This is a genomic window from Arthrobacter sp. LFS091 (assembly GCF_047977885.1).
In the GTDB taxonomy this organism is placed as follows: domain Bacteria; phylum Actinomycetota; class Actinomycetes; order Actinomycetales; family Micrococcaceae; genus Arthrobacter.
Genome location: NZ_JBFPFP010000001.1, coordinates 108979 through 133270, shown reverse-complemented (window position 1 = coordinate 133270; position 24292 = coordinate 108979). Strand labels below are relative to the sequence as shown.

The 24292-nt window shown below is 63.7% G+C and carries 17 protein-coding genes, 1 tRNA gene and 1 pseudogene; 7 read left to right on the top strand and 12 right to left on the bottom strand.

Annotated features, from left to right (window positions below):
- The first annotated feature begins 354 nt into the window (after window positions 1-354).
- The gene (locus ACNQOP_RS00650; RefSeq protein WP_416402965.1) at window positions 355-774 is read left to right on the top strand and encodes a hypothetical protein; all 420 of its coding nucleotides are present in this window, start codon (window positions 355-357) and stop codon (window positions 772-774) included.
- Here ACNQOP_RS00650 and ACNQOP_RS00645 read toward each other — a convergent pair.
- On the bottom strand, window positions 686-1021 hold the full coding sequence (locus ACNQOP_RS00645; protein WP_416402963.1) for a carboxymuconolactone decarboxylase family protein: 336 nt from the start codon (window positions 1019-1021) through the stop codon (window positions 686-688). The two genes, ACNQOP_RS00650 and ACNQOP_RS00645, sit on opposite strands and share 89 nt — an antisense overlap.
- A 181-nt stretch (window positions 1022-1202) precedes the next feature.
- Between ACNQOP_RS00645 and ACNQOP_RS00640 the strand changes: the two genes are divergently transcribed.
- Window positions 1203-2111: a helix-turn-helix transcriptional regulator gene (locus ACNQOP_RS00640; protein WP_416402962.1), complete on the top strand. Its 909-nt coding sequence runs from the start codon at window positions 1203-1205 to the stop codon at window positions 2109-2111.
- Window positions 2112-2212: 101 nt separating this feature from the next.
- Window positions 2213-3198 (top strand): annotated as a pseudogene (locus ACNQOP_RS00635) (aldo/keto reductase).
- A gap of 184 nt (window positions 3199-3382) precedes the next feature.
- On the opposite strand, the gene ACNQOP_RS00630 reads toward ACNQOP_RS00635, so the two are convergent.
- The 3 genes from ACNQOP_RS00630 to ACNQOP_RS00620 all read right to left on the bottom strand — a co-directional run bounded on the left by ACNQOP_RS00630 (window position 3383) and on the right by ACNQOP_RS00620 (window position 6854).
- Window positions 3383-4543: a fatty acid desaturase family protein gene (locus ACNQOP_RS00630; protein WP_257368220.1), complete on the bottom strand. Its 1161-nt coding sequence runs from the start codon at window positions 4541-4543 to the stop codon at window positions 3383-3385.
- Between the two features lie 13 nt (window positions 4544-4556).
- A complete protein-coding gene (locus ACNQOP_RS00625; protein ID WP_416402959.1) occupies window positions 4557-5621 on the bottom strand; it encodes a ferredoxin reductase in 1065 nt (354 codons plus the stop codon).
- Between the two features lie 189 nt (window positions 5622-5810).
- Window positions 5811-6854 carry an NAD(P)-dependent alcohol dehydrogenase gene (locus ACNQOP_RS00620; protein WP_416402957.1) on the bottom strand — a complete coding sequence of 348 codons (1044 nt, stop codon included), beginning with the start codon at window positions 6852-6854 and terminating at the stop codon, window positions 5811-5813.
- 193 nt (window positions 6855-7047) lie between these two features.
- On the opposite strand from ACNQOP_RS00620, the gene ACNQOP_RS00615 reads away from it, so the two are divergent.
- Together ACNQOP_RS00615 and ACNQOP_RS00610 are read left to right on the top strand one after the other, a co-directional pair.
- Window positions 7048-7656: a TetR/AcrR family transcriptional regulator gene (locus ACNQOP_RS00615; RefSeq protein ID WP_416402956.1), complete on the top strand. Its 609-nt coding sequence runs from the start codon at window positions 7048-7050 to the stop codon at window positions 7654-7656.
- A 105-nt stretch (window positions 7657-7761) separates the two neighbouring features.
- Window positions 7762-9354 (top strand): long-chain-fatty-acid--CoA ligase, encoded by a 1593-nt coding sequence (locus ACNQOP_RS00610; RefSeq protein WP_416402954.1) that lies wholly within the window; start codon window positions 7762-7764, stop codon window positions 9352-9354.
- 66 nt (window positions 9355-9420) lie between these two features.
- On the opposite strand, the gene ACNQOP_RS00605 is transcribed toward ACNQOP_RS00610, so the two are convergent.
- From ACNQOP_RS00605 to ACNQOP_RS00590, 4 genes are all read right to left on the bottom strand, one after another.
- On the bottom strand, window positions 9421-10452 hold the full coding sequence (locus tag ACNQOP_RS00605) for an aldo/keto reductase (RefSeq protein WP_257368225.1): 1032 nt from the start codon (window positions 10450-10452) through the stop codon (window positions 9421-9423).
- Between the two features lie 129 nt (window positions 10453-10581).
- On the bottom strand, window positions 10582-12378 hold the full coding sequence (gene selB / locus ACNQOP_RS00600; protein ID WP_257368226.1) for a selenocysteine-specific translation elongation factor: 1797 nt from the start codon (window positions 12376-12378) through the stop codon (window positions 10582-10584).
- 3 nt (window positions 12379-12381) lie between these two features.
- Window positions 12382-13710: an L-seryl-tRNA(Sec) selenium transferase gene (gene selA, locus ACNQOP_RS00595; protein WP_257368227.1), complete on the bottom strand. Its 1329-nt coding sequence runs from the start codon at window positions 13708-13710 to the stop codon at window positions 12382-12384.
- Between the two features lie 39 nt (window positions 13711-13749).
- Window positions 13750-13844 (bottom strand) — tRNA-Sec (locus tag ACNQOP_RS00590).
- Window positions 13845-13887: 43 nt separating this feature from the next.
- On the opposite strand from ACNQOP_RS00590, the gene selD reads away from it, so the two are divergent.
- Complete coding sequence (gene selD / locus ACNQOP_RS00585; RefSeq protein ID WP_416402953.1) at window positions 13888-14913, top strand: selenide, water dikinase SelD; 1026 nt, start codon at window positions 13888-13890, stop codon at window positions 14911-14913.
- 15 nt (window positions 14914-14928) lie between these two features.
- Here selD and nrfD read toward each other — a convergent pair whose 3' ends face one another.
- Genes nrfD through fdh form a run of 3 tightly spaced genes read right to left on the bottom strand, consistent with a single transcriptional unit; the run spans window position 14929 to window position 20336 of the window.
- A complete protein-coding gene (gene nrfD, locus ACNQOP_RS00580) occupies window positions 14929-16020 on the bottom strand; it encodes an NrfD/PsrC family molybdoenzyme membrane anchor subunit (RefSeq protein ID WP_416402952.1) in 1092 nt (363 codons plus the stop codon).
- Window positions 16017-17027: a 4Fe-4S dicluster domain-containing protein gene (locus ACNQOP_RS00575; protein WP_416402951.1), complete on the bottom strand. Its 1011-nt coding sequence runs from the start codon at window positions 17025-17027 to the stop codon at window positions 16017-16019. Before ACNQOP_RS00575 ends, nrfD begins: the two co-directional genes overlap by 4 nt.
- Window positions 17028-20336, bottom strand: a complete 3309-nt coding sequence (gene fdh / locus ACNQOP_RS00570) for a formate dehydrogenase (protein WP_416402950.1) — start codon at window positions 20334-20336, stop codon at window positions 17028-17030. It lies immediately after the preceding gene.
- 127 nt (window positions 20337-20463) lie between these two features.
- Here fdh and ACNQOP_RS00565 point away from each other — a divergent pair, with 127 nt between their 5' ends.
- On the top strand, window positions 20464-20916 hold the full coding sequence (locus tag ACNQOP_RS00565) for a rhodanese-like domain-containing protein (RefSeq protein ID WP_284985589.1): 453 nt from the start codon (window positions 20464-20466) through the stop codon (window positions 20914-20916).
- Window positions 20917-20937: 21 nt separating this feature from the next.
- Here ACNQOP_RS00565 and ACNQOP_RS00560 read toward each other — a convergent pair whose 3' ends face one another.
- Window positions 20938-24282 (bottom strand): galactose oxidase-like domain-containing protein, encoded by a 3345-nt coding sequence (locus ACNQOP_RS00560; RefSeq protein ID WP_416402949.1) that lies wholly within the window; start codon window positions 24280-24282, stop codon window positions 20938-20940.
- Between the last annotated feature and the right edge of the window lie 10 nt (window positions 24283-24292).

Here is a 24292-nt window from a genome sequence, read left to right as displayed (position 1 = left end):
AAGCGGGCCTTGCTTCGATACTGGGCGACGTCCTGGGAGCAGGAATATATGCGCTCGTGGGCGCCGGCGTGACCAGCGCCGCGGGGCTGAGCTTGGCTTTCGTCGGCGATTACCTCAAACCCTTCCTGGACCCACCGCCGGCGCCGCCAACTTTTGGCTTTCCTGCTACAGGTCGGTTTGCTGAACGCCCGCGGCGTCAAAAAGTCCGTTCGCGCCAACGTGGTCATGACAGCTATTCAATCCGGAAGTCTCGCCGGGGGCTGGAATCCTGGCCGCATCTCCGCCGCCTATTGATCCTTCGTTGGATTCGAGACTTCAGCCCACGTCGCCGAAGAGGTTCGAGGCGTCAACCGCGTGTACCCGAAAGCCCTTTTCGGCACCCTGCTGACTGCCGGCGTCGTTTATGTCCTTATCGGAATGGCATCTTCCATTGCGTTGCCGGCAGCCGAACTCAACAGTTCCTCAGGCCCGCTGCTGCAGGTGGTTGAGGCCACCGGTTTCGGCATTCCGGGCCCTTCGTGGTCCCCAACCTGGCCCTGTCAAGCAGAGTCAGCCGCAACAGCGCAGCGACGCCGGCAACGGCTTCGGCTTCAGCAGCGGCTTCGGAGCGGAAGCGCTTGGACTCCCAGGGGGGCGCCGCCCAACGGAACGCAACCGGACGGGCAGCGGGAAATGGAGATCCACCCTACTTCTCCTTGGTTAAGACCTTCTTGGCCACGGTCATCGCGCTCATTCCGTTGGGCCAGCCCGTGTAGAAGGCGAGGTGGAGGATGACTTCCTTCAATTCTTCTTCGGTTACCCCGTTTTGGCGTGCATAGTCGAGGTGAAACGTCAGTTGATCGGCTTTTCCCGTAGCCGTTAATGCAGCGACGGTGATCAGGCTACGGTCTCTCTTGGACAAGCCCGCGCGTTCCCATACTTCGTCGAACAGCACCTTGTCGGTGTAGTGGACCATTCCGGGCGCAAAGTCACCGAACGCGTTTTGCCCGCCGGTCCATCCTGCACGTGGGTCCTTCGCCATGTCTTTTTTCCTTTCGTGTATAGGTTCCCTCGCCAGTTGGGCGTGTACCGGCCAGCGGCCGCATGCCCTGCGGGTGTTGAGATTCCATAGGACCTCAACGACGCCAGTTATGGGAGTCACCGCTGAGGGGCGTACCAACAGGGCATCCCTCGCAACGCGTGGACGTCGTAGCCTTGGGAACGTGGACAACCGGAATGAAGTTCGAGAATTTCTCATGTCCCGCCGTGCGAGGGTAACCCCCCAGCAGGCCGGGCTGGCAGTTTCCGGGAACCGCCGCGTCACGGGTCTCAGAAGAAACGAGGTAGCAGCCCTCGCCGCTGTAAGCGTCGAGTACTACGCCAAGATTGAGCGCGGGAATCTCTCCGGGGTCTCGGATGCTGTTCTCGATGCACTTGCGGTGGCCCTCCAACTGGACGACGCTGAACGCGAACACCTCTTCGACCTTTCACGTATCGCCAACGGCGCTGTCCGCGCCGTGCACAAGCGCAGGTCGCAGAATTGGGTGGCGAGGGAAAGCCTGACACGCGCCCTCGCCGTGATAACGGAAGGGCCGGCATTCGTGCGTAACGGCCGGATGGACATCCTCGCCACCAACGCGCTGGGACGGGCGTTCTACGATCACGTCTTCGACGGTCCAGGGCAGGGCAACCTGGCGCGGTTCTGTTTCCTCGACGAACGGGCCAAGGATTTCTATCCGGGTTGGGACGCAGCCGCAAACGTCACCGTCTCAATCCTGCGAACTGAGGCGGGACGCGACCCGGAGGACAAACGGCTTCACGACCTGGTTGGGGAGCTTTCCACCCGAAGTGCAGAGTTTCGGATCCGGTGGGGGTCTCACAATGTCAGGCGGCATGGATCCGGCACCAAGAGCTTCCACCACCATGAGGTAGGCGAACTCACGCTGACATATGAAGGCCTGGAGGTAACCGCAGAGCCGGGCCTGTCAATGCTCATCTACACAGCCGAACCTGGCTCTGCCAGCGAGGAACGCCTACGGCTCCTCGCCAGTTGGGCCGCCACGCTCCAACAACAGAACGACGCCGGGCCGATAGTGCCGCACGTCGACTCGCCCAGGGGGACGCAACCGTAAGGGCAACTTCCGTCGTCCCGCACCTTGGATCTCCCTAGTCGGCACGAACACGTTCCAAACGAAGACACCACTGCATTCAACAGCACAATGGAGGCACCAGCATGCATACAAGAACTCTCGGACAGGGACTTGAGGTATCGGCCATCGGCCTAGGTGCCATGGGCATGTCCCAAAGTTACGGGCCCAACCCCGGCAGCCGCGATGAAATGGTCAGCGTGCTCCGTTCAGCCGTCGACCATGGCGTCACCTTTTTCGATACGGCCGAGGTATACGGCCCCTATGTGAATGAGGAACTTGTCGGCGAGGCACTGGAACCGATCCGCGACCAGGTGGTGATCGCCACCAAGTTTGGCTGGGACATCCAAAACGGCGAAAGCATCGGGCTGAACAGCCGCCCGGAACAGATCCGCCGAGTCGCCGAAGAACCCTCAAGCGGCTCCGTACCGACGCCATCGACCTGTTCTATCAGCACCGGGTCGACCCCGAAGTGCCCATCGAGGATGTCGCCGGCACCGTCCGGGATCTGATCTCGGAGGGCAAAGTACGACACTTCGGACTATCCGAGGCTTCCGCCGCCACAATCCGACGGGCCCACGCCGTGCAGCCCGTCGCTGCCCTACAAAGTGAGTACTCGCTGTGGACGCGCGACCCCGAGGCCGAAATACTTCCAACCCTTGCCGAACTCGGTATAGGCCTTGTTCCCTTCAGCCCCTTGGGTAAGGGCTTCCTCACCGGTACGGTTACCGCGGACACCACCTTCGCCGAGGGCGACATCCGCAACCTTGTCCCGCGTTTCAATGACGAAAATCTGACCGCCAATCAGGCTCTTGTTGCACACGTCATCGAACTCGCTGCGGCGAAGGATGCGGTTCCTGCCCAAATCGCGCTTGCATGGCTTCTCGCCCAGCAGCCATGGATCGTCCCCATTCCGGGCACTCGACGTACCGCACGCATTAAGGAGAACGCCCAAGCTACCCGCGTGGCGCTCACTGCCGACGAGGTTGCCGCCCTCAATGCCCTAGCCCGCAGTGTAGGAGTGCATGGCGATCGCTACAACGCCACGCATATGGGCTACGTCAACGGCTGAAGCACCGAAATAGCCAGTGGCATTTGCCCGTCTCAGTTATGGATCAAATACTGGACGGAAGGCGGCAATGCCACCCCCGTGGAATTGGATGCCTACGTGCACGACGCGCTATAGCCTCATGAATTCGAACTAAACCTCATCGCCTGGGCAATGGAAGGGATGCAGGGCAGCTAGCGATTCTGCTCTAACGCTGTGGCGGAAGAGCGAGCTTGAAGACTTTGGCCCACGCTGAGCCAACCTGCTTCAACAGCGGCCCCGTGGTGTACTTCAGGCCGTAACGATCGCAGATTTCGCGGACCTTCGGTGCAATCTCTGAGTACCTGTTCGAGGGAAGGTCCGGGAAGAGGTGGTGCTCGATCTGATGTGAAAGGTTTCCGGTCATGAGATGCATAAACCGCGGGCCTGAGATGTTCGCGGATCCGATCATCTGACGTACATACCAGTCGCCCCGGGTTTCGCCTTCGACCATTTCCTCGGTAAAAGTATCCGTACCTTCGGGGAAGTGGCCACAAAAAATGACTGCGTGGGCCCAGACGTTGCGTACGGCGTTGGCCACGAGGGTGCCGTAGAGGGCTTGCTTCCCGGAGCCCGTGAGCATGGCCAAAGCGGGGGTGGCCGCATAGTCCTTCGCGAACTGCTTGGCGGCCTTACGACCCAGTGCCTTGAGGTCCTTGACCATCGCCTCTTTGGACTTCAGGCCCTCCTTGTACTCGGGGATTTCCAGGTCGTAGATGGCGATACCCCATTCGAAGACGGGCGCCAGCAGGGCGTTATAGAGGGGGTTGCCCAGGTTGAAGGGCTTCCATTCCTGATCAGGGTCCATCCGCAGAAGGTTGTACCCGACGTCGCGGTCTTTGCCTATCACGTTGGTCCAGCGGTGGTGAAGATCGTTGTGCGTGTGCTGCCACGAGCGCGATGGGGTGACGAAGTCCCATTCCCAGGTGGTGGAGTGGATGTCCGGATCGCGCATCCAGTCCCACTGTCCATGGAGGATGTTGTGCCCCAGCTCCATGTTTTCAAGGATCTTGGCCGCGCTTAGGAGGGCTGTTCCAGTGACCCACGCGCCCTTGTTCCTGCTGACGAGCAGCGCCGCCCGACCGGAAACTTCCAGACCCCGCTGGATCTTGATCATGCGCCTGATGTAGGCCGAATCGCTGGAGCCGCGCTTGGCCAGGATCCCGTCGCGGATAGCGTCGAGCTCGCGTCCCAATTCGGCCACTTGCTCGTCACTCAAGTGCGCAGCCGCCGGAGGACGCATCGTGGGTCGACCCGCCTCGGCAAGGGCGCCGGGCCGCGTTTTGAGCCCGACGGCGGTGGCGGGGTTTTTGGCCGAAGCTACTGACATGCGGTGGTACTCCTCAGAGCTTGAGATTGACGGGCCCGGCGGCAGCCGAGACACAGGTTTGGATGAGTTCACCCGGTTCGCCACGCACCTCACCGGTACGCAGGTCGCGGACGCTGCCGGAAAGCAGCGGAGTGAGACAGCTATGGCAAATCCCCATGCGGCAGCCACTGGGCATGAGGATGCCCGCATCCTCCCCGACGTCAAGGAGGGGCACGCCGCCGTCGGCCATGACCTCGCGGTCCGATGTTTCAAAGATGACCAAGCCGCCCTCACTTCCGTCCCGCCCTTTGAGCTCGGCATGGAACCGCTCAATGGTCAGCGAGCCCGCTGTAGCTTCCTGTGCTGCCTGGTTCCAGAGGGCTTCGGCATCGTCCAGAAAGCTCTCAGGGCCGCAGGCGTAGGCGGTTCTGTCCTGCCAGTCAGGGCAAATGCGCTCAAGTTCAGCCGGAGTCGCCAAGCTCAGGCGTCCACGGCCACCCGTTTGCCACTGCACCACGCGGAAACTGGGAAACTGATCAGCGAGCTCGAACAGTTCCTCTCGAAAAATACTGTCATCCTCCCCGCGGGAGGAATGAATCAGGACAACGTCGGCGTCGGGTCGTCCGGGGACGAGGGTCCGAATCATCGACATGACGGGAGTGATGCCGCTTCCGGCAGTAAGCATGAGCAGGGAACGCGGATGCTCAGGCAAGACGAAGTCGCCTTGTGGCGGGGCCAGGAAAAGGATGTCACCAACCTTGGTCTCACGAACCAGAACACGGGACACCGACCCCACGTCCGTGACAGTGATGGCTGGGTCCTGACCGGCCGGCGCGCTCAGGGAATATGATCGCCAGTGCCGCACCCCATTGAGCTCTACGCCGATCCTCGCCCACTGGCCCGCGAGGTGGGCGTGCCAGCCACGGCCGGGACGGAAGAAAATGGTGACTGACTGCGCAGTTTCCTGAACCACTCTGGTGACGACCCCGCGCAACTGGCGCGATGAGTAGACCGGGTTGAACAACGCCAGGACGTCTTCCGGGGCCAGCGGCGTGGTCAAAACCGAGGCGATGCGGGCCAGTGACCGGAAGTTGAACATGGACTACTCTCCGCAACAGGGAAATAAGAATCCCGACCATGCCGGTCAGGATCCCTCCTACTCAATATCATAAGCATACTTATGATAAGTCCCCCAAAGCCGCGCTGGAATGTGCGGAAAGCCCCCCGGAAGGGGCTTTCAACATTACCAAGAAGGAGCGGGGTCCCCAACCGTGCCGGCTCGGGACTACTACTGGTGCGGGACTACTACCGCCCGGGCGCTCAGCTGCCCGTCGGCGAGTTTGCGGTAGGCCGAGAGACCGTCCTCGAGGCTGAAGGTTTCTACTTCGGGGACGATCTGCCCCGCACGGTACATATCCACTACTTCATGGAGTTCCTCGATGGTGCCCCAATACGTGTTGGTGATGGTGGATTCATAAGGCGTGTTGAAGAAAGTCCACTCATGCAGGCCGCCGGCAATTCCGACGACGGTCAACCGGCCACCCTGGGCCATGGAACCGGTGGCTGTGGCGATCGTCGGGGTCACCCCGACAAAGTCGAACGCAGCGTCCACGCCGCGTCCGCCGGTGATTTCACGGATCCGGGAAATCTGGTCGGGACCGCCTGGAACCGTCAAGGCCCCCGCCGCCTCGGCCTTGGTCATCGCTTCGGGCTTCATATCGGTGGCAATGATGGTTGCGCCAGTCAGTGCCCGGAGGATCTGGACGGCGATCTGGCCCAGGCCTCCCAGCCCCACCACCAGCGCGAACCGGCCACCTCCATTCAGGTGTGGCAGCGACTTCTTAATGGCGTGGTACGGGGTCAGCGCTGCATCTGCAAGCGGTGCCGCAGCGATGGGGTCTGCATCTCCAAGCGGGATCAGGTTGCGGACGGGAACCGTGACGTATTCCGCCATTCCGCCGTCGCGACCCAAACCTATGCCAAGGTATGGGTTGGTCGCAGCGTTCTCGCAGTAAGTGTCCTGCCCGCGGGAGCACGCCTTGCAATGCCCACAACCGATGGGCCCGTAGACCAGATACGCGTCACCTACCTCGATACCCTCAACACCGGCACCCAACTCCTCGACCCAGCCCGAGTTCTCGTGCCCCAGCACAAAGCCCTTGGTGATATTCCCCGGGACCTCGGCGGTGAAGTCCTGGAAAATACTGACGTCCGAATGGCAAGCACCTGCGCCCGCTACCTTCAACAGCACTTCGCCTGGCCCTGGTACGGGCCGGGCCACGTCCTCCAGTACGGGGAACTGCTTCCATTCTTTGAATACGATCGCACGCATCTAATGTCCTTCTTGTCTGTGTCGCGTCTCTTTGTTGCGTCTATCAAGGGACTGCAAATCCGCCGCCGACGGCCTTCGGTGCGATGAATCGGCGCAACTATCCGACATCTGTTGGATAGTTAGAACGGTACGCTTGAGTCGTCCGAATTTCCACCGCCGGAGGGCAAGATCACGGAGGAGTGTGACCTGAATAATGCTGGAACCGAAACAGTCCGCCGAGACAGCTTCCAGTGACCCCCGGGCCCTGCGTAGCCGGGAAAAGCTTTCTTCGGCCATCCTTGACCTCGCGGCCGGGCACGACGCCGGAACACTGTCCGCGGGGCAGGTCGCCGCCACCGCCGGGGTCAACAGATCAACGTTCTACCAGCACGCCGCCTCTCCCGCAGCGCTTCTCCGGCAGGTTCTGTCCGAAGAGCTGGACACCCTCCGCGAAACCCACCTCAGCGGGCCGGGAGACATTGGCCCGGCCATCGTCGCAGTCACCGCCGATGTTGCCAGGCACGTGGACCGGCACCGCGACGTCTACCGCCGGGGCCTGGTTACCGACCCGGGCACCGGAGCGCTGCACGCGATGCTGGGATCCCACTTTGAGGCATCTGTCCGCCTGCTGCTCGCCCGTCGTGCCATCGAAATACCGGCACCGGGCGGCCGCGAAGTCCCACCATCCATGGTTGCCCGGTACATCGCCTACGGCGTGGTGGGCGCCTTGGAGTCGCGCCTCCTGGAAACCCCGCCGCGGCCCGTCGACGAATTCCTCGACGACCTGCGCGAGCTTCTTCCGGATTGGTGGCCCATCGGCTGAGCAACCCAGCTCCTCACGTGTTAGATTCACGGGCATGCCCAACGATTCCTCCCCTGATCCTCAAGGCATAACCAGCGGCCACCTTCATCAAGCAAGGACACGACCATGACAAACACGCCAGCCAATGACGGCTTCGGCACCATTACTGTTGCAGCCATACTGGCCGAGTCCGCCGCCCGCCACCCTGAGTCCGTCGCGATTATCGTGGAAGACGAGGAAACAACCTACGGACAACTCTGGAAAGAAACACTGTCCTATGCCGGGGCCCTGCGTGCCCGGGGCATAGGACCGGGAGACCCCGTTGCGCTCCTCATCCCCAACGTTGCCGACTTCGCCCGCGCCTATTATGCGGTCCTGGCCCTTGGCGGAATCGTGGTTCCCGTCCATGCGCTTCTTAAGGCGCGTGAAATTGAGTACGCCTTGCGTGACAGCGGAGCCAAGCTGCTGATCTGTGCTGCACCGCTGATGACCGAGGGCGTCCCGGGGGCGGCGGGAGCCGACGTCGACGTGCTGACGGTGATGGCGACAGACGCCGCCGACGGCACCCCGCGGCTGGAAGCCGAAGCCGCCGCCGCGGTGCCGATACGAGGGTACGTTCCGCGTAGGCCACAGGACACCGCGACCATCCTTTATACCTCCGGAACCACAGGGAAACCGAAAGGTGCCCTCGGCACGCACTTCGCCCTGATGGAACAGGTCAACGTGCTACTGTCGGACACCTTCGACCTCCGGGCGGGCGACAAGATCTTCGGTGGCCTTCCCCTCTTCCACACCTTCGGCCAGACCTGCGTGCTCAACGCCGGCCTGCGTGCCGGTGCCACGATCATCATGTGCCCGAGGTTCACCGGGCCCGCTGCGTTGGATCTGGTGCACAAACACGAGATCACGGTCTTCTTTGGCGTGCCAACCATGTACGTTGCCCTGCTGGAGGCGGCCAAGGCCAACCCGGGACGCCCTGAAGCGCTGCGCTACGGAATCTCGGGCGGTTCGTCACTTCCGGTCGCCGTACTGGAGAAATTCCGTGAAGCGTTCGGGGCCCAAATCTACGAGGGCTACGGCTTGACCGAAACCTCTCCTGTGGCCAGCTTTAACCACGTGGGCGTAAGTCCGCGACCAGGGACCATCGGCACTCCCATATGGGGCGTGGAAATCGAGATCGCCCGCCCCGAGATCATCGACAGCATCGAATTCCTGCCCCGGGGCGAACTCGGAGAACTCGTGGTCCGCGGGCACAATCTTTTCAAGGGTTACCTGAACCGGCCAGACGCTACGGCTGAAGCGGTGGTGGATGGCTGGTTCCGCACTGGAGACCTTGGCATCAAGGACGACGACGGTTACCTGCGGATACTGGACCGCACCAAGGACATGATCATCCGCAATGGCTACAACGTCTACCCACGCGAGATTGAAGAGATCCTGAGCCAACATCCCGATGTCGTCAGCGCCGCTGTCTTCGGTGTTCCGCATGAGATGCAGGGGCAGGAAATAGCCGCCGCAATTGTGCGGACCCCCAACAGCACCACCACTGCAGAAGAACTGATCAGCTTCGCCAAGGATCGACTGGCTGCCTACAAATACCCGCGCATTATCGAACTTCTGCCGGAACTGCCTCTTGGCCCCAGCGGCAAGATCCTCAAGCGGGAACTGGCCGCCACATATAAGGGGAACACATCCGCCGCAGGAGCTGATGCGGAATAAACAACGACACTCTGAGCTACATCGAATATGACGTCCTGGTCGGTGCGATCACTCCCGACCCCGCCGTTACCTGCCGCCTTCGATCTTCCGGCTGCGCTGTTCATCGGCCATGGGCCCGTAGGGATAAACCCCGACGCGCGGCTGGCTGGCATGGGTCAGACGCTCAGTTTCGTCGGACGTGAGTTCAAGGTCAGCAGCGGCAAGGTTGTCCATCAATTGGTCAACAGTACGGGCACCCAGGATCACGGACGTCACGGCTGGCCTATCCACCAACCAAGCCAGCGCGACCTGCGAGGCGCTCACGCCGTGGTCAGCGGCAATCTGTCCTACGACTCCAACAATGTCCCACGTGCGCGGGTCATCGTTGCGGGCCTGCCATGCTTCCATGCCCCGTGTGGGGTTCTCCCCCAACCGGGTCGCGCCAACAGGCGGCTCATCGCGCTTGTACTTCCCGGACAGCCAGCCGCCACCAAGCGGAGACCACGGAAGCAGGCCTATCTTCGCATCGAGGGACGCCGGCACGATCTCACTCTCGATCCCGCGAACCAGCAGGCTGTACTGCGGTTGGAGGGTTACGGGCGCGTTCCAGCCATGGGCCCTGGCCACGTGGACAGCCTTGGTCAATTGCCATCCGAGGAAGTTCGAGAATCCGTAGTAGGCGATCTTGCCGCTACTGACAGCGTCATGCAGGAAACGAAGGGTCTCTTCCAGTGGGGTGAGGGGGTCCCACGCATGCATTTGATAGAGATCAATCTGCTCCACTCCGAGGCGGCGGAGGGAATCGTCCAAGGCCTTGGTCAGGTGGCGGCGGGATGTGCCCACGTCGTTCGGCGCCTTGCCCATGGGGAAGCGTCCCTTGGTGGCCAAAACAACCAGGTCGCGTTGCTCCGGCCGGCGCGAAAGCCATCGTCCGATGATTTCCTCCGACGTGCCGGCACTGTAAACGTCGGCTGTGTCGATGAAGTTGCCGCCCGCGGCAACATAGTTGTCCAGGATGGCGTGTGACGTTTCCTCCGTGGCTTCGGCTCCAAACGTCATTGTTCCGAGCGCGTAGTTCGATACCACTGCCCCGCTGTTACCTAGTGTGCGATACTGCATAACTCTCCTCTGCTCTCGGGCGGAGTGTTCCGGCTGGAGTCGACGATACCCACTTCGCACGGCCTGGTCAGCAGGTTTTCCTGTCCCTGTTCTTCCTAGGACGCTGAGTCCTACCTTGGGAGCAGCGGGTCAGCGCACCACTTTGCGATGGCCTGCGTCCAGGCGCTCTGTCCAGCCGCGTGAATCGAGATATTCCAGCAGCGGGACCGCGATCCGGCGTGTCGTGTCCAGTGCTTGGCGTGCCTGGCTCGTGGTGAAGGGCTGGTCAAGGCGGGCAAGCGTTCGCATCGCAAGGGCCGGCGCCGTCGGGAGCAGCACGACACCGTCGCCCAACCTCAGGAGGCGACCCTTGCGTTCCGCAGCAGCGAGTTCGCGTGCGCCGAGACCCAACGCGGCCAGTTCATCGGATTCGGGTGCGCGGAATGCGTCCGCCCCCATCCTGGCCTCCAGCGTGGCGACGGCCTCCTCGATGGGGCCAAGATTGTCCCCGCTGCCGGGCAGGTGGATGTGTCCGCCATCCTGTTCCAAAGCGGCACCGTGGATGACATCGGAAAGCAGCCTTCCGTCCGGCAGCATGAGCAAGTCCCGCGCTGCTCCCATGGAAAGACCCGGGGCCAGGGGATCGCGTTCCTGCAACAGCTCGACGGACGCGCGCAGGCGACGCTGCCATGCCTCGAAAACCGGGACATGCACCCACCAGCCATTCAAAACTTTGACTCCCTGCGGGGCTTCCGAGTCGGGGCCGGCCACGAGCCCAAGCTTGTGCAACTGCTGCACCTGGACAGCTCCGCGGGCTGCCACCTCACCCAACACGTCTCCGGCGGGATCCATGCCTGCGAGGCGCTCAGCCCAGCGGGCGCCATCGCCGCGTCGCCGCAGGGCAGGCGGGTTTGCATCGAGGATACGCGCACCGCCCAGCACCGAACGGCTCCCGGGGTCCCGCAATACGAGGCGGTCGCCGAGCACAAGGGGCAGTTCCCTGTCGAGGACGAGTCGGGCGTGGTCAGCCCCAAAGGGACGCAACCGTGCCGGCACCGACGCGGTGCCGACGTGCACAGTGAGCTGCTCCGGAGTCGCTGTGTACTCCACTCCGGTGGTGCGTTGGATGCCGATAACCGAAGTGGTGGGCCAGGCGTCGGGAGTAAGCAGTGCGTCGCCACGACGAATGTCCGTGGCGGCGACGTCGCGAAGATTCAACGCCACCCGGCTGACCGGCTCCACGGACGGGCGGGCCGTGTCACGGCTCTGCAAGCCACGGACGACGACGGGCCGGGAACCGGCGTGGCCGACCAGGTCCAGCACGTCTCCCTGGGTCACTGTTCCGGCTGCCAGGGTACCGGTCACCACTGTTCCGGAACCGGTGATGGTGAACGAGCGGTCCACCCACAACCGAACCCGCCCAGTCACTGGAGGAGCAGGCACCCGCGCCAGGACTTCGTCCAGCGCGGCACGCAAATCATCCAGGCCAGTCCCGTCAATGGCGGAAACTGCTACTGCGGGCGCATCCTGCAGACCTGTTGCAGCCAACTCGATACGGGTTTTGGAGAGGACTTCTGAGATCCGCGCGGCGGATGCCCTGTCCGCGCGGCTGAGGACCACGACCCCGTTGTGGATGCCGAGGGCAGCAACTGCATCGCGGTGGTCGCTGGATTGCGCTTGCCAGCCTTCGTCAGCAGCAACGACGAAGCAGACCACCGGCGCCGGCCCGATTCCCGCGAGCATGTTCCCGAGGAAGCGCTCGTGGCCGGGTACGTCCACGAATGCCACTTCCTGTCCGGACGGCAGGGTGGTCCATGCATAACCCAGGTCGATGGTCAGCCCACGGCGGCGCTCCTCTTCCCAGCGGTCCGGTTCCATGCCGGTGAGGGCGCGGACCAGGGTGCTTTTGCCGGAATCGACGTGGCCAGCGGTGGCAATGACGTGCATTTCTCAGCCCTGCCCAGCGGACTGACCCGCCCGGACCGACAAGGCCTGCCGTGCCGCGGCGAGAATCCGGTGGTCATCGGCAGCGGGAATGCAGCGTAGGTCAACAAGGCAGGCACCGTCGTGGACACGCGGCAGGACGGCCGGATTTCCGGTCCGCAAAAGGACTGCGAGGTCGGCAGGGAGCTGCAGCGCCCATCCCGGCAAGGGAACTCCGGGAGCGCCGCCACCCCCCACCCGGCCGTCATGGGCCACGACTGGCACGCCGAGGGATTGTGCCAGCTTGTCAGTTCGGCGCCGCAGTTGCTTGACGTCGGCGTGCAGTGCCTGGACAACCGGTGGTGGTCCGCCCGCAAGAGTCGCCTCGAGGGCGGCGAGAGCGAGCTTGTCCGCACGAACGGCGCGCGCCAGCGGATGGCGTGCCAACCGTTCAATGATCTCCCTGCGGCCCAGCAGCAATCCTGCCTGGGGGCCGCCCAAAAGTTTGTCACCGCTGGCGATGACGACGTCGGCCCCGGCCGCCAAAGCCGAAGCAACATCGGGTTCATCGGGCAGTTGCGAATCGGGGGCCAACAGCCCGCTGCCGAGGTCGGCCACAAGCGGGACTGCGTTTGCCCTTGTCACCGTGCCCAGGTCCTCCAGCGCTACTGTCGAGGTGAATCCCTCCACCCGGAAGTTGCTCGGGTGCACCTTTAGCACGCAACCGGTGTCCGGGCTGAGGGCACCCTCATAATCGCGCAGGTGGGTCCTGTTCGTGGTGCCTACTTCGCGAAGCCTTGCACCCGTTGACTCAATCAGGTCGGACAACCGGAAACCGGCACCGATCTCGACAAATTCCCCACGACTGACCACCACTTCGCGGCCGGCGGCGAGCGCCGTGGTGGCCAGTACCAACGCCGCCGCTCCGTTGTTCACTACCAGTGCATCCTCGGCGGCCGGACAGGCCGACAGCAAAGCGTTCCTGGCACCGGCTCCACGGCGCGACCGGCTGCCGTCCGTCAGGTCGAGCTCCACGTCGACGTAGCCACTGGCGGTGACCACGGCTTCGACCGCATCAGCGGAAAGGGGCGCGCGCCCGAGGTTCGTATGGACGATCACTCCGGTGGCATTCAGGACGGGGCGAACGCTGGTCACCTTGTGTCCAGCGACGGCGGCCAGCAGGGTCGGCTCCACGTCCGACGGCGGGAGCTCGCCGCGCCGGGCCCGGTCCTGGACGTTGCGAACGATTCGGCGGATGACGTGTTCGCTCAAGCGGTGGCGGGCTTCGACGACGGCCGGCAGCGCAAGCAGGTCATTCGTACGTGGAATCATTCTGCGGGGATCTACGTGGTCCACGGCGGCTCCTCGCTTCACGGCAACTGCACGGCGGTGCTTTGGCGGTGGCGGACGGGAATCGAACCCGCCAGGCCGAGATACTCAGCCTCACCGGTTTTGAAGACCGGGGGGCCCACCAGGACCCGGACGCCACCGCGCCTCAATATAGCAGGTTGCTTACGAGGGTACGCTGAACGGGTGAATGAGACCCAGGCCACAACAAACGACGTCGAGCAGGGAACCCATGGAGGGCTCCGGCTCACCGACTACGCCCACGGCGGGGGTTGCGCATGCAAAATTCCGCCAGGGGAACTCGAAGATGCTGTCCGCGGCCTGATCGGCCAACCGGGCGCGGACGTTTTGGTCGGCTTGGACAGCGGGGACGACGCGGCTGCGGTCTTGGTGCGCGAGGACCTTGCAGTCCTCTCCACCGCCGACTTCTTCACCCCTGTGGTCAACGACGCTTTTGACTGGGGCCGGATCGCAGCCGCCAACGCCCTCTCGGACATCTACGCCATGGGAGGTCGCCCGATCACGGCCATCAACCTGATCGGCTGGCCCCGCGAGGTTTTGCCGATCGAAGTCATGACCGAAGTCCTCCGCGGAGGCCTGAGTGTCGCATCCCAGGCAGGGTGTCCCGTCCTGGGCGGACACTCAATCGACGATCCGGAGCCGAAGTACGGCATGGCCGTGACCGGCGTCGCCCATCCCGAGCAGCTGCTCCGCAACGATGCCGCCCGGCCCGGGCTGCCCATCACGCTGACCAAGCCGCTCGGCGTCGGACTTCTCAACAACCGTCATAAGAAGACTGGCGAGGTGTTCCCTGAAGCTGTAGAGATGATGGCGGCCCTTAACCGTGAAGCGTCCGAGGCCGCAGTGGCGGCAGGCCTTCGCGCGGCAACGGACGTGACCGGTTTTGGCTTGCTGGGCCACCTGCACAAGATGGTCCGGGCCTCGGGCATTGGGGCGGTGATCGACGTCAAGGCGGCGCCCCTGCTCGATGGTTCGCTGGAAGCCCTGCGGGACGGTTTTGTGTCCGGCGGAACCCGTCGCAACCTCGAATGGGTGCGGCCACATCTAGGTTCGGCGGGAACCGTCACTGAAGACGATCTCCTACTTCTGGCCGATGCCCAAACCTCCGGCGGACTGTTGGTAATCGGCGAATTGCCCGGGTACCCGGTGATTGGCCACACCACGGCGGGTCGGGGCATCGAGATCCGCTAACGTGCCGGGGAAGCACTACCTGGCTGTGGTGATCGCGTCGTCGGTCACGCCGGCAGCTCGGCGCGCCGCCAGTCGGTTCTTCTGCGGCTCAATCGTGTAGCGCGGATCCCGGGCCGAGGCCAGACCTGCCTCGAACACCCCGAACCGTGTGAGCGCTGAGGCGGCAAGCAACGCAAGCCCCGACGCCACGGCCACCGGACGGTTGCGGCCGGCCAGTAAGGCTCCCAACCCACCACCGAGTGCCAGCCGCTCGCTCCATGTGAGCATGGTCCCGGCCTTGCCCAGGTGCAGCGGCTCCGCGGCCACAGGATCCATCCGGTGTTCCATCACCTTCATTGCTGCCAGATCACCCAAGACGCCCAGCACTGCGAGCTTCCGGGCAGGACCGGCCTCGTGGACCGGCGTGGTGACCATGGCCAGCCCCGCCGATGCCAGACAGGCAGAACTCACGAAAACAAACGGCAATTCCTCGTGCGCAGCGTTCCACGTCGGGGTCGCGGTGTCCCCCAGCAGGACAGCCGTGTACGCCGCAAGCGGACCCGCGAACACCGCCGCCTCAAAACCCGCGGGCCCCTCAACAGCCTGCAGTGCCTTCCGCAACGGACCCAGCGGAATCCGGCAGCCTGTCATCCGATCAATCTCGGCGGCCGCCACGACGGCGGTCCCCGCACCGAAAGCGCTCAGGATCCACGAACCCACGCTCATCGGCGAAGTTACCTTGAAGGTACGCAGCATATTAAGGAAACGCTCGGGCCTGCCGAGGTCCTTCACCAACGCGCCGGCACCCAGGCTCAGTGCTGCCAAGGCACCCAGCCGGGCATTGCGGCGCAGAATCGGCCGCCCGGTGAGCTGTCCACCCAGGCCAAGGAGGGCCGAACCCCCTGCGACGCCACCAAGGAACAAGTAAAGAGCGACGTCCTCGCCCCACGGCGCCGGTTTGACCACTGGACGGCCATAGTAGGAGGTGAATTCAGCTTCCGGAACCATGGGCATTTCCCGGGAGCCGTCACCGTTCTCCCGACGACGGCGGGTGCCGGGTTTGCCGTCCGCCCCTCGGCGTCGGGCAGGCCCGGAGGGGCGGAGGTTGTCGAACTCAGACAGGGTCACGCGCGTCCTCCAAGGAAAGCCAGGGCAGCCGCCGCGGCCATACCAGCGACCGCAAGCCCGGCCCGGCGATACATCGTGGGCAGATCTGCAGTCGGCACGCGGGGATCCGGCGGAAGTCCATAAACTTCAGGTTCGTCCAGCAACAGGAAGACCGATCCGGTTCCGCCGACGCCGTCGTTTTCGTTGGCACCATACAGCCTGGCTTCCGTCAGGCCCTTGGCGTGGAGGTCGGCCACGCGTTCCTTGGCGGTCTCCACCATGGCGTCGTGGTCACCAAACTTGATGGACGTCGTCGGGCAGGCTTTGGCGCAGGCGGGTGTCTGGTCATCCACCAGCCGGTCGTAGCACAGCGTGCATTTCTGGGCGATGCCTGCATTGGGAACCGCGGGATGTTCGTCGTGCTGGTCTTCCCTGCTGGTTGCCACTTTGACCGTACCGTTGCTGCGGCGCTCGATGACCCCGAACGGGCAGCCGGCCACGCAGGTTCCACAGCCGTTGCAGACGTCGTCCTGCACTACCACGGTCCCGAACTCGGTGCGGAAAAGCGCTCCGGTGGGGCAGACGTCAAGGCACCCGGCGTGCGTGCAGTGCTTGCAGACATCCGAAGACATCAGCCACCGGAAGTCAGCAGTGTCAGGCGGTGTGGTGTCCGCTTCAGCGGGATCACTGGAATCCGGCGCGGCCGGGGCGGGAGGACCGATGCGCGGCATGCCCAGGTTGACGAGCGCACGGCCCGATTCCCTCGCTTCCACTATGCGTTCCTGGCCCTGCTCGATGAAGGCAACATGTCGCCAGGTGCTGGCGCCCAGTGATCCGGTGTTGTCGTAAGAGGACCCGAGGAGTTCCAGGTTCCCGTCCTGGGGATTGTGGTTCCATTCCTTGCAGGCGACTTCGCAGGCCTTGCAACCGATACAAATGGAGGTGTCGGTGAAGAACCCCTTGCGTGGATGGTTGTGCTCCCAATGGGCATCGGTGGTGGGGTCGGTCGGTCCGGACAACTGGCCCATCTAGTCCTCCAATGTCGGGTCGACGCCTTCGGCCGACGGGTTTGTCACGGCGGCGTTGCCGGTCTCCATGGTCACTCCTGCCCGCTCCCGGAATTCGGCAACCAGGGCGAGGAGTTCCTCGCCGCGGGGCCGGCGCCCGGGGCGGATGTCGCACGAGGCAACCTTTGATTCCTGGATCTGGACATTCGGATCCAGGGTTACGCCCAGCAGATCATTGGCCGCATCACCGCTCACGACGGCGTTGTTTCCGACGCCCCAGTGGTAGGGCAGCCCGATCTGATGCACCGTGTGGCCACCGACCTTGAGGGGCACCATCCGATCGGTAACCAGCACCTTCACCTCGATGGCGGAGCGCGGCGAAATGATCGTGGCCCAGCCGTAAGGTTCCAGTCCCCGTTCAGCCGCAAGTTCAGGCGAGACCTCGCAGAACATCTCCGGTTGCAGTTCGGACAGGTAGGGCAGCCACCGGCTCATCCCGCCTGCCGTGTGGTGCTCAGTGAGGCGGTATGTGGTGAACACATAAGGATAGATGTCGGCGCCCTTGGTCCCGGCGCTCGGCGCACTCGGGTTGTCCGCGCGGGGGAACACCAACCGGGCGGGGCTTTGCTGCTGCGGGTAGAGCGCGTTGGCCACCGGCGATTCCTGTGCCTCGTAGTGGGTAGGCAGGGGCCCGTCCAAGAGTCCTTTGGGGGCGAAAAGCCAGCCCTTGCCGTCGGCCTGCATGATGAAGGGATCGTCTCCGCTCAGTGCCTCAGGGCCGCCGACGGAGGGGTCGGGATGGCTCCCTGGCGCACGGTCAACCGGGAAGTCGGGCACATCGTCTCCGATCCATTTGCCCTGGTCCTGATCCCACCAGATGTATTTTTTGCGCTCGCTCCACGGTTTACCAGCGGGGTCCGCAGATGCCCGGTTATAGAGGATCCTGCGGTTGGCCGGCCATGCCCAGCCCCATTCCGGGGCGGCCGGGCCTTGTTCCTGGCCCGGTTTGCGGTTGGCGGCGTGGTTGATGCCGTCGGCATACACACCGGTGTAGATCCAGCAGCCTGCCGCCGTGGAACCGTCGGCACGAAGTTCGGTGTAGGCGGAGAGGGGTGCGCCTGCCTCAGCGCCATCAAGGTGACGGCCGTTAATCTCCGCAAGTACCGCTTCGGGGTCCGGATCACCGTGTTTGTCCGTGGGATAGTCCCACGTCAGGTCCAGCAGCGGCCGGTCCCGTTCGTCGTCGGAATCGGCGAGCTTTTCCCGGATCCGTTGGCCGAGTTCAAAGAAGAACTGCAGCTCGCTCTGGCATTCACCCGGCGGCGCCACAGCCTTGTGCCGCCACTGGAGCAGCCTCTGGGTCTGCGTAAAAGACCCCGCCTTCTCCACATGCGTTGCGGCAGGAAGGAAGAACACCTCCGTTTCGATGTCCTCGGTGCGCAATTCCCCCGATTCGATCTCCGGACCGTCCTTCCACCAGGTCGCCGACTCGATGAGGTTCAGGTCGCGCACCACCATCCACTTCAAGTGGGCCATCGCCAGGCGTTGCATGCGGCCATGGGCCGAACCTACTGCGGGATTTTGTCCGAGAAGGAAGTAGCCTTCCACCTCGTCGTCCAGCATGCCCATGACTGTTTCGTAGGTGCCGTGTGCTCCCGTCAGCCGGGGAAGATAGTCATAGGCCCAGTCGTTGTCCGCATTCGCTGCCTCGCCCCACCACGCTTTAAGCAGGCTGATGGTGTATGCATCGGCGTTCGCCCAGTAGCCCTTCTGTTGTTTGGACCCAATCGTTGCCAGATACTCGTCAAGGCTGTCGTGGCGATCCGCGCTGGGCATCGGCAGATACCCGGGAAGCAGGTTGAACAGGGTTGGAATGTCCGTGGAGCCCTGGATGCTGGCATGGCCACGCAAGGCCATGATCCCGCCGCCCGGGCGCCCCATATTTCCAAGCAGGAGTTGCAGGATGGCGGCGGCCCGGATGAACTGTGCGCCCAGCGAGTGCTGGGTCCAACCCACGGCGTAGGCGAAACACGTGGTCCGGTCGCGTCCCGAGTTTTCCGTGATGGCGCGCGCCAAAAACTCGAAGTCCGCGACGCTGATGCCGCACATGTCCTGCACCATCTCAGCGGTGTAGCGGGCATAATGCCGCTTCACAATCTGGAAGACAGTCCGGGGATCCTGGAGGCTGTCGTCGCGCTGTACCTCTGCATGCTCCAAGGGCGGTCCACCACTGCCATAGCTGTGGCCGGCGGCCCGGGCGGTCGCGTCGGCGCCGTGTTCGGAACCGGGACCGGGTTCGTCAATGGCTCCCTCCCCCCGTTCGGCATACCCCCACGACGAGGTATCGTAGGCGCCCTTCCCGGCATCGAAGCCGGAGAACAACCCGCCGAGGTCTTCGGCATCACGGTAATCGTCATGCACCAGTGTTGCCGCATTGGTGTATGCGCCCACGTACTCCTTAAACCAAAGGTCGTTGGAGATGACGTAGTTGATCAGGGCACCCAAGAGCACAACATCAGAGCCTGCCCGGATGGGAATGTGCTTATCGGAGACCGCCGAGGTCCGCGTGAACCGCGGGTCAACGTGGATAACTTTGGCTCCCCGGGCCTTCGCCTCCGCTACCCACTGATAACCCACGGGATGACACTCGGCCATGTTGGACCCCTGGATGACAATACAGTCGGCGTTGGCCATGTCCTGCAGTGATTGCGTAGCACCACCGCGTCCAAATGAGGCTCCCAAACTGGGAACCGTGGCGGAGTGTCATATGCGGGCCTGGTTCTCGACCTGCACCGCCCCCGCAGCCGTGAACAGCTTCTTGATGAGGTAGTTTTCTTCGTTGTCCAAGGTAGCGCCGCCCAGTGAAGCTATGCCCATGGTGCGGCGCAGCAGTCGGCCCTCACTGTCGTTCTGCTGCCATGTCCTGCGGCGTGTCTCGATGAACCTGTCCGCGATCATCTCGACGGCGGTACCCAGGTCCAGGCGTTCCCACTCGGTGGACCGGGGTGCCCGGTAAAGTACTTTGGTCTGGCGGCCGGGCGAGTTGACCAGCTGTTCACTGGCGGAACCCTTGGGGCACAAACGGCCGCGGGAGATGGGCGAATCCGGGTCGCCCTCGATCTGGACAACTTTCTCGTCCTTGACATAGACGCGCTGGCCACACCCTACCGCGCAGTACGGGCAGATGCTTTGGACCACCCGGTCAGCAGTGGTTGTTCGCGCAGTTATTGCTTTGGTCTTGGCCGATGTGACCGCAGGCCCACGGCCAAACAGGTCGCCCGTACTCAGTTGACGGACGACCGGCCATTGAAGAAAACTTCTCGGCGCCATTTCTGGAGCATAGCCCAAACCACTGCGGCAGCAACAGGACCAACACCCCGGCGCCGCTAACCCTTTTTCCGCTGTGTTTCGTTTAATGGTGGAAGGCGCACCGGACGGCAGCAATTGGAGGAAGACCATGACGCAGCGGGATATTCCCGACGACGAACATGCATCGGGCCCGGGGGGTTTGGCCCCAACCGACGTCCCCGGGCCTCTGACGATTGACCAGCTACTCGCTGAGAGCCGCCTTGGATTGGACCGGGTTCACCCTGGGGATCTCGAGCGGGAGATCGAGGAGGGCGCCCTGGTTGTTGATACACGGCCGGTCGATCAAAGGGACCGCGACGGTGAGCTCCCGGGAGCGGTGGTCATAGACCGGAACGTTCTCGAATGGCGACTCGATCCATCCAGCCCGCACCGTATCCCGGGCGCCGGGGATGCCGCCCGGCGGATCGTCGTCGTCTGCAATGAGGGCTACAGTTCCAGCCTTGCCGCGCACACCCTGCAACGGTTGGGGCTGGCCCAGGCGACAGACCTTATCGGCGGTTTCCAAGCCTGGGCGGCACTGAAGCGCACCGAATCCACGTGATCGAGCACCGCAGTCCGGCGGTTATGGTGCGGCACGAATCTCAATGACTGCGAGGTTCCAGCGGTCCGTTGTCGGTGAGGTGTCGTTGATCGTCACAGCCGTGCCATTGGTTGGGGTGGCGGAGTTCTGGCGCTGAACCCAGTAGGTGTCGCCCGCTGGCGCCAGGTACTGGTCGACGAGGGTCTGATTGGGCCCTGCCGTGCGGGCTATCGGGTTGGACCAGTCCGTACCGACGCCCCAGACCCAGGAGCCGGCCCTCGTGGTGGTGAGGGTGGCAGTTGGCGCGCCGGAGGCGGCGTTTGCGCCCAGTGTTGCGCCCGTTGCGATATCGGCTCCCCGGAAGGCGACAACCGACATGGCGGCCTGCCAGCTTCCCGAGGCCTGCGTGGCGGTGACGGTCGCATTCGAGAGCGGTCCGGGGGCGACGGCTTGCCAGATTTCTGCGGTTCCAGGCTGTGTATTGGACCTTTGTCGGAGTGTCCAACTGAGCCCTCCGCCGGAGACGGAACTGATGCTTGCCGAATTCGCGGAGTTCGGACCGTCCGAACTGACGAAGGCAAGGAGGAGTTCATTGGAGCCCGTGGTTGTTACACCCGGAGCGCTGATGGTCGACGTACTGGTTCCTTGGTGGACGGAGACGATTTTGTCGACCGTGATTCCACTGCCCGCAGCAACGGCCTGCGCCGTCGCAGTGTTCGACGGCGGGCTGACGTTGCCTGCCGCGTCGACGGCGGCAACCGTATAGGTGTACGTCGTCCCGGCGAGCACCGAAGTGTCGCTGTAACTGGTGGACGCCGGGCTCCCGACTAATGTTCCGTCGCGCGAAACCCGGTACGAGGTGACCCCTACGTTGTCCGTGCCGGCCGTCCACGTCAATGCGATCTGTCCCGCAGACGCTGACGCAGACAGGTTCGTCGGAGCCGTTGGAGGGGTGGTGTCCTGGCTCGGCGCTGACAATCGGATCATTCCGGCCGTGGACGGAACGCCATTGCCGTCAACGATCGAGAGCAGGTAATACCCCGGAGGGGCGTAGTTGCCGTTGGCCGGCATTTGGACGTTGAGGCCACCGGCGGCCTGCGAGAAGCCCAGGTTCATGGCTACCGCGTTCTGGTCGAAGGCATGGGTCACGGATCCCGTCTTGATCAGTGACACGGATTGGATCCGCGCCCCATCAGGGGTGCCGATGAACGCCGTCGAACTGTACTGGGCACTGCCCGGTACGCTGGATATGCTCGGCCGCGGACCTTTGAAAAGGTATGGCGGCGAGTAGATCTGATAGCTCTTCTGGTCCGCAACGCCTGTATCGCCGCCGCTGCCTGATACGAACACCCTGCCGTCCGGAAGCAGGACGGCCACCGAGTGGTAGAGGCGGGGAACCGACATCGGTGCCACGGTGCTCCACGTTCCGGCGGTCGGTTGCCAGATCTCGGCCGGCATCACGGCCTTGCTGATGTCCTGGCCCGATTTGTCGGTCCCCCCTCCTGTCGCAAGGACAGTGCCATCGGGCAAGTTCGTCAAATTCACGAAGCTGCGCGGGAACGCCATCGACGCTGTCGCCTGCCAGGCTGGGCTTTGCGCGTTCATGTCCAAGGTGTAGGCGGTATTGCTGGACTGGCCCGTGAATCCACCGTCTGCGGCAGATCCGGCCTTGATGAACTTGCCCGGCGCGTAGTTCGCGATCGAAGCGGCGTCCAGGACGCGGGCGTCAACGGTGGTCCATTGCTGCGTGGAGATGTTGAGGGCAAGGCTCGATGTAGCTTGTTCAGAGGCTCCGGCCTGGAGGATGCGGCCGTCGGGCAACTGATAGATGAAGGGGTAGTACGGAATATTCCGGTTCGCTCCCGGCAGGTCGGTCCAGGAGTTCGTGGTGGGTGAATAGACCTCCGGGATGGTCACGATGTCTGTCGAGTTGGTGTTCGCACCCGAGGTCACCAGGACCCGGCCGTCAGCCAACGTCGTCGCCGTCGGATACCACCGTGGGTGGTTCATGGGGGCCAGGCTTTGCCAGGTTTCCGTGGTGGGGTCGAACGCCGTGACATCGCGGATCCCCAGCCCGCCGCTTGTCGCCGTCCCACCGACGACGAGGATACGTCCGTCAGGCAGGACCGCCTGCCCTGCGCAGAAGAGGTCAACTGCTGCGCTGGGCACCTGGGTGTAGTTACCTGTCACGGGATCGAGGAGGTATTGCTGGCCGCCTTGGGAGAAGTCGCCCTGCCAGGTAAGGACCTTGCCCGTGGGCGTCAGCGCTGCGTGGATGGACACCTCAGGCCAAGCCACGACAGGTCCCCACGAGCCAACCACGGACGGGTCCGTGCCGGAGCCGGCCGTGGTGAAGGCCGCATCGCCCGAGACGGCGAGGTTGCCCGCAGCGTCCGCGGATTTCACCCTGTAGTGGTAGAGGGTGCCCGCCGACAGCCCGGACAATGCCGCCGAGTGGGTGGTCTGAAGCGTGGGATCTTGAACTGTGTTTTGGCCGTAAGCCGCAGTCGTGCCGTATTCCACCTGCGTGCTGGAAGCCTCGTCCGTAGTCCAGGTGATGGTTGCGCCACTCGTACTCGGTGTGCCGGCTGACACACCCGAAATCACGGGCGGAGTGGTGTCCCCTGTTGCTGGCGCGGCCGGAAGAATTTCGATGACGGAGAGGTTCCACCGGTCAGTCGTCGGTGCCGTGTCATTGATTGCCACGACGGTAGGGGGCGCTTGGGCCGTCACAGCGGTTTGGCGCTGGACCCAGAAGGAATCGCCTTGGTTTGACAGGTACTCATCGACCTTGGTCTGGCCGGCGCCAACAGTGCGGGCAACGGCTTTGTCCCAGTCGTTTCCCACTCCCCACACCCACGAGCCCGCCCGGGTTGTGGTCAGGGAAGCGTTTGGAGCCCCTGTGGTGGCATTCCCTGTTCCGACGGCGCCGTCAGTCGCCACATCGGCGCCGGCGAAGGTGACCACCGTCATTGAGGACTGGAACGAGCCCGCGTTGGTGGCGGTGACCGCTGCGTTCGTCAGCAGGTTCGGTGCTACGGCTTGCCAGATCTCAGCCGTGCCCCACTGGGTGTTGGTGCGTTTGCGTAGCCGCCAGGAGAGGCCGCCACCGGCGACGGACACAAAGGACTCTCCCCCAGTGGTTTTCGGCCCATCGGACATCAGGAATGCAACGAGGAGTTCATTCGGCTGGCTTGTAGTGAAGGCGGGTGACACGATCCGCGTCGAAGGGGTGCTCTGGTGCGTGCTGACAATCCGGTCAGTTGCCAGCGGAACGGCAGCCGCTGCGGGCCCGGCAGCGGGGAGCAGACCCAGGACAGAGCCTGCGACGGCAAGGGAGAAGCTCGCCAGCAGAACGAGCGCCCGGGATGAAAAGATGCGTTGCATGGTTGGTCAC

Bases quoted from the DNA above. Each gene is read 5' to 3' on its own strand.
- ACNQOP_RS00560 (WP_416402949.1), bottom strand. From the start codon at position 24,282: ATGCAACGCATCTTTTCATCCCGGGCGCTCGTTCTGCTGGCGAGCTTC.
- selB (WP_257368226.1), bottom strand. From the start codon at position 12,378: ATGCACGTCATTGCCACCGCTGGCCACGTCGATTCCGGCAAAAGCACC.
- ACNQOP_RS00605 (WP_257368225.1), bottom strand. From the start codon at position 10,452: ATGCAGTATCGCACACTAGGTAACAGCGGGGCAGTGGTATCGAACTAC.
- ACNQOP_RS00610 (WP_416402954.1), top strand. From the start codon at position 7,762: ATGACAAACACGCCAGCCAATGACGGCTTCGGCACCATTACTGTTGCA.
- ACNQOP_RS00620 (WP_416402957.1), bottom strand. From the start codon at position 6,854: ATGCGTGCGATCGTATTCAAAGAATGGAAGCAGTTCCCCGTACTGGAG.
- ACNQOP_RS00615 (WP_416402956.1), top strand. From the start codon at position 7,048: ATGCTGGAACCGAAACAGTCCGCCGAGACAGCTTCCAGTGACCCCCGG.
- ACNQOP_RS00575 (WP_416402951.1), bottom strand. From the start codon at position 17,027: ATGGGCCAGTTGTCCGGACCGACCGACCCCACCACCGATGCCCATTGG.
- ACNQOP_RS00645 (WP_416402963.1), bottom strand. From the start codon at position 1,021: ATGGCGAAGGACCCACGTGCAGGATGGACCGGCGGGCAAAACGCGTTC.
- ACNQOP_RS00565 (WP_284985589.1), top strand. From the start codon at position 20,464: ATGACGCAGCGGGATATTCCCGACGACGAACATGCATCGGGCCCGGGG.
- ACNQOP_RS00630 (WP_257368220.1), bottom strand. From the start codon at position 4,543: ATGTCAGTAGCTTCGGCCAAAAACCCCGCCACCGCCGTCGGGCTCAAA.
- ACNQOP_RS00625 (WP_416402959.1), bottom strand. From the start codon at position 5,621: ATGTTCAACTTCCGGTCACTGGCCCGCATCGCCTCGGTTTTGACCACG.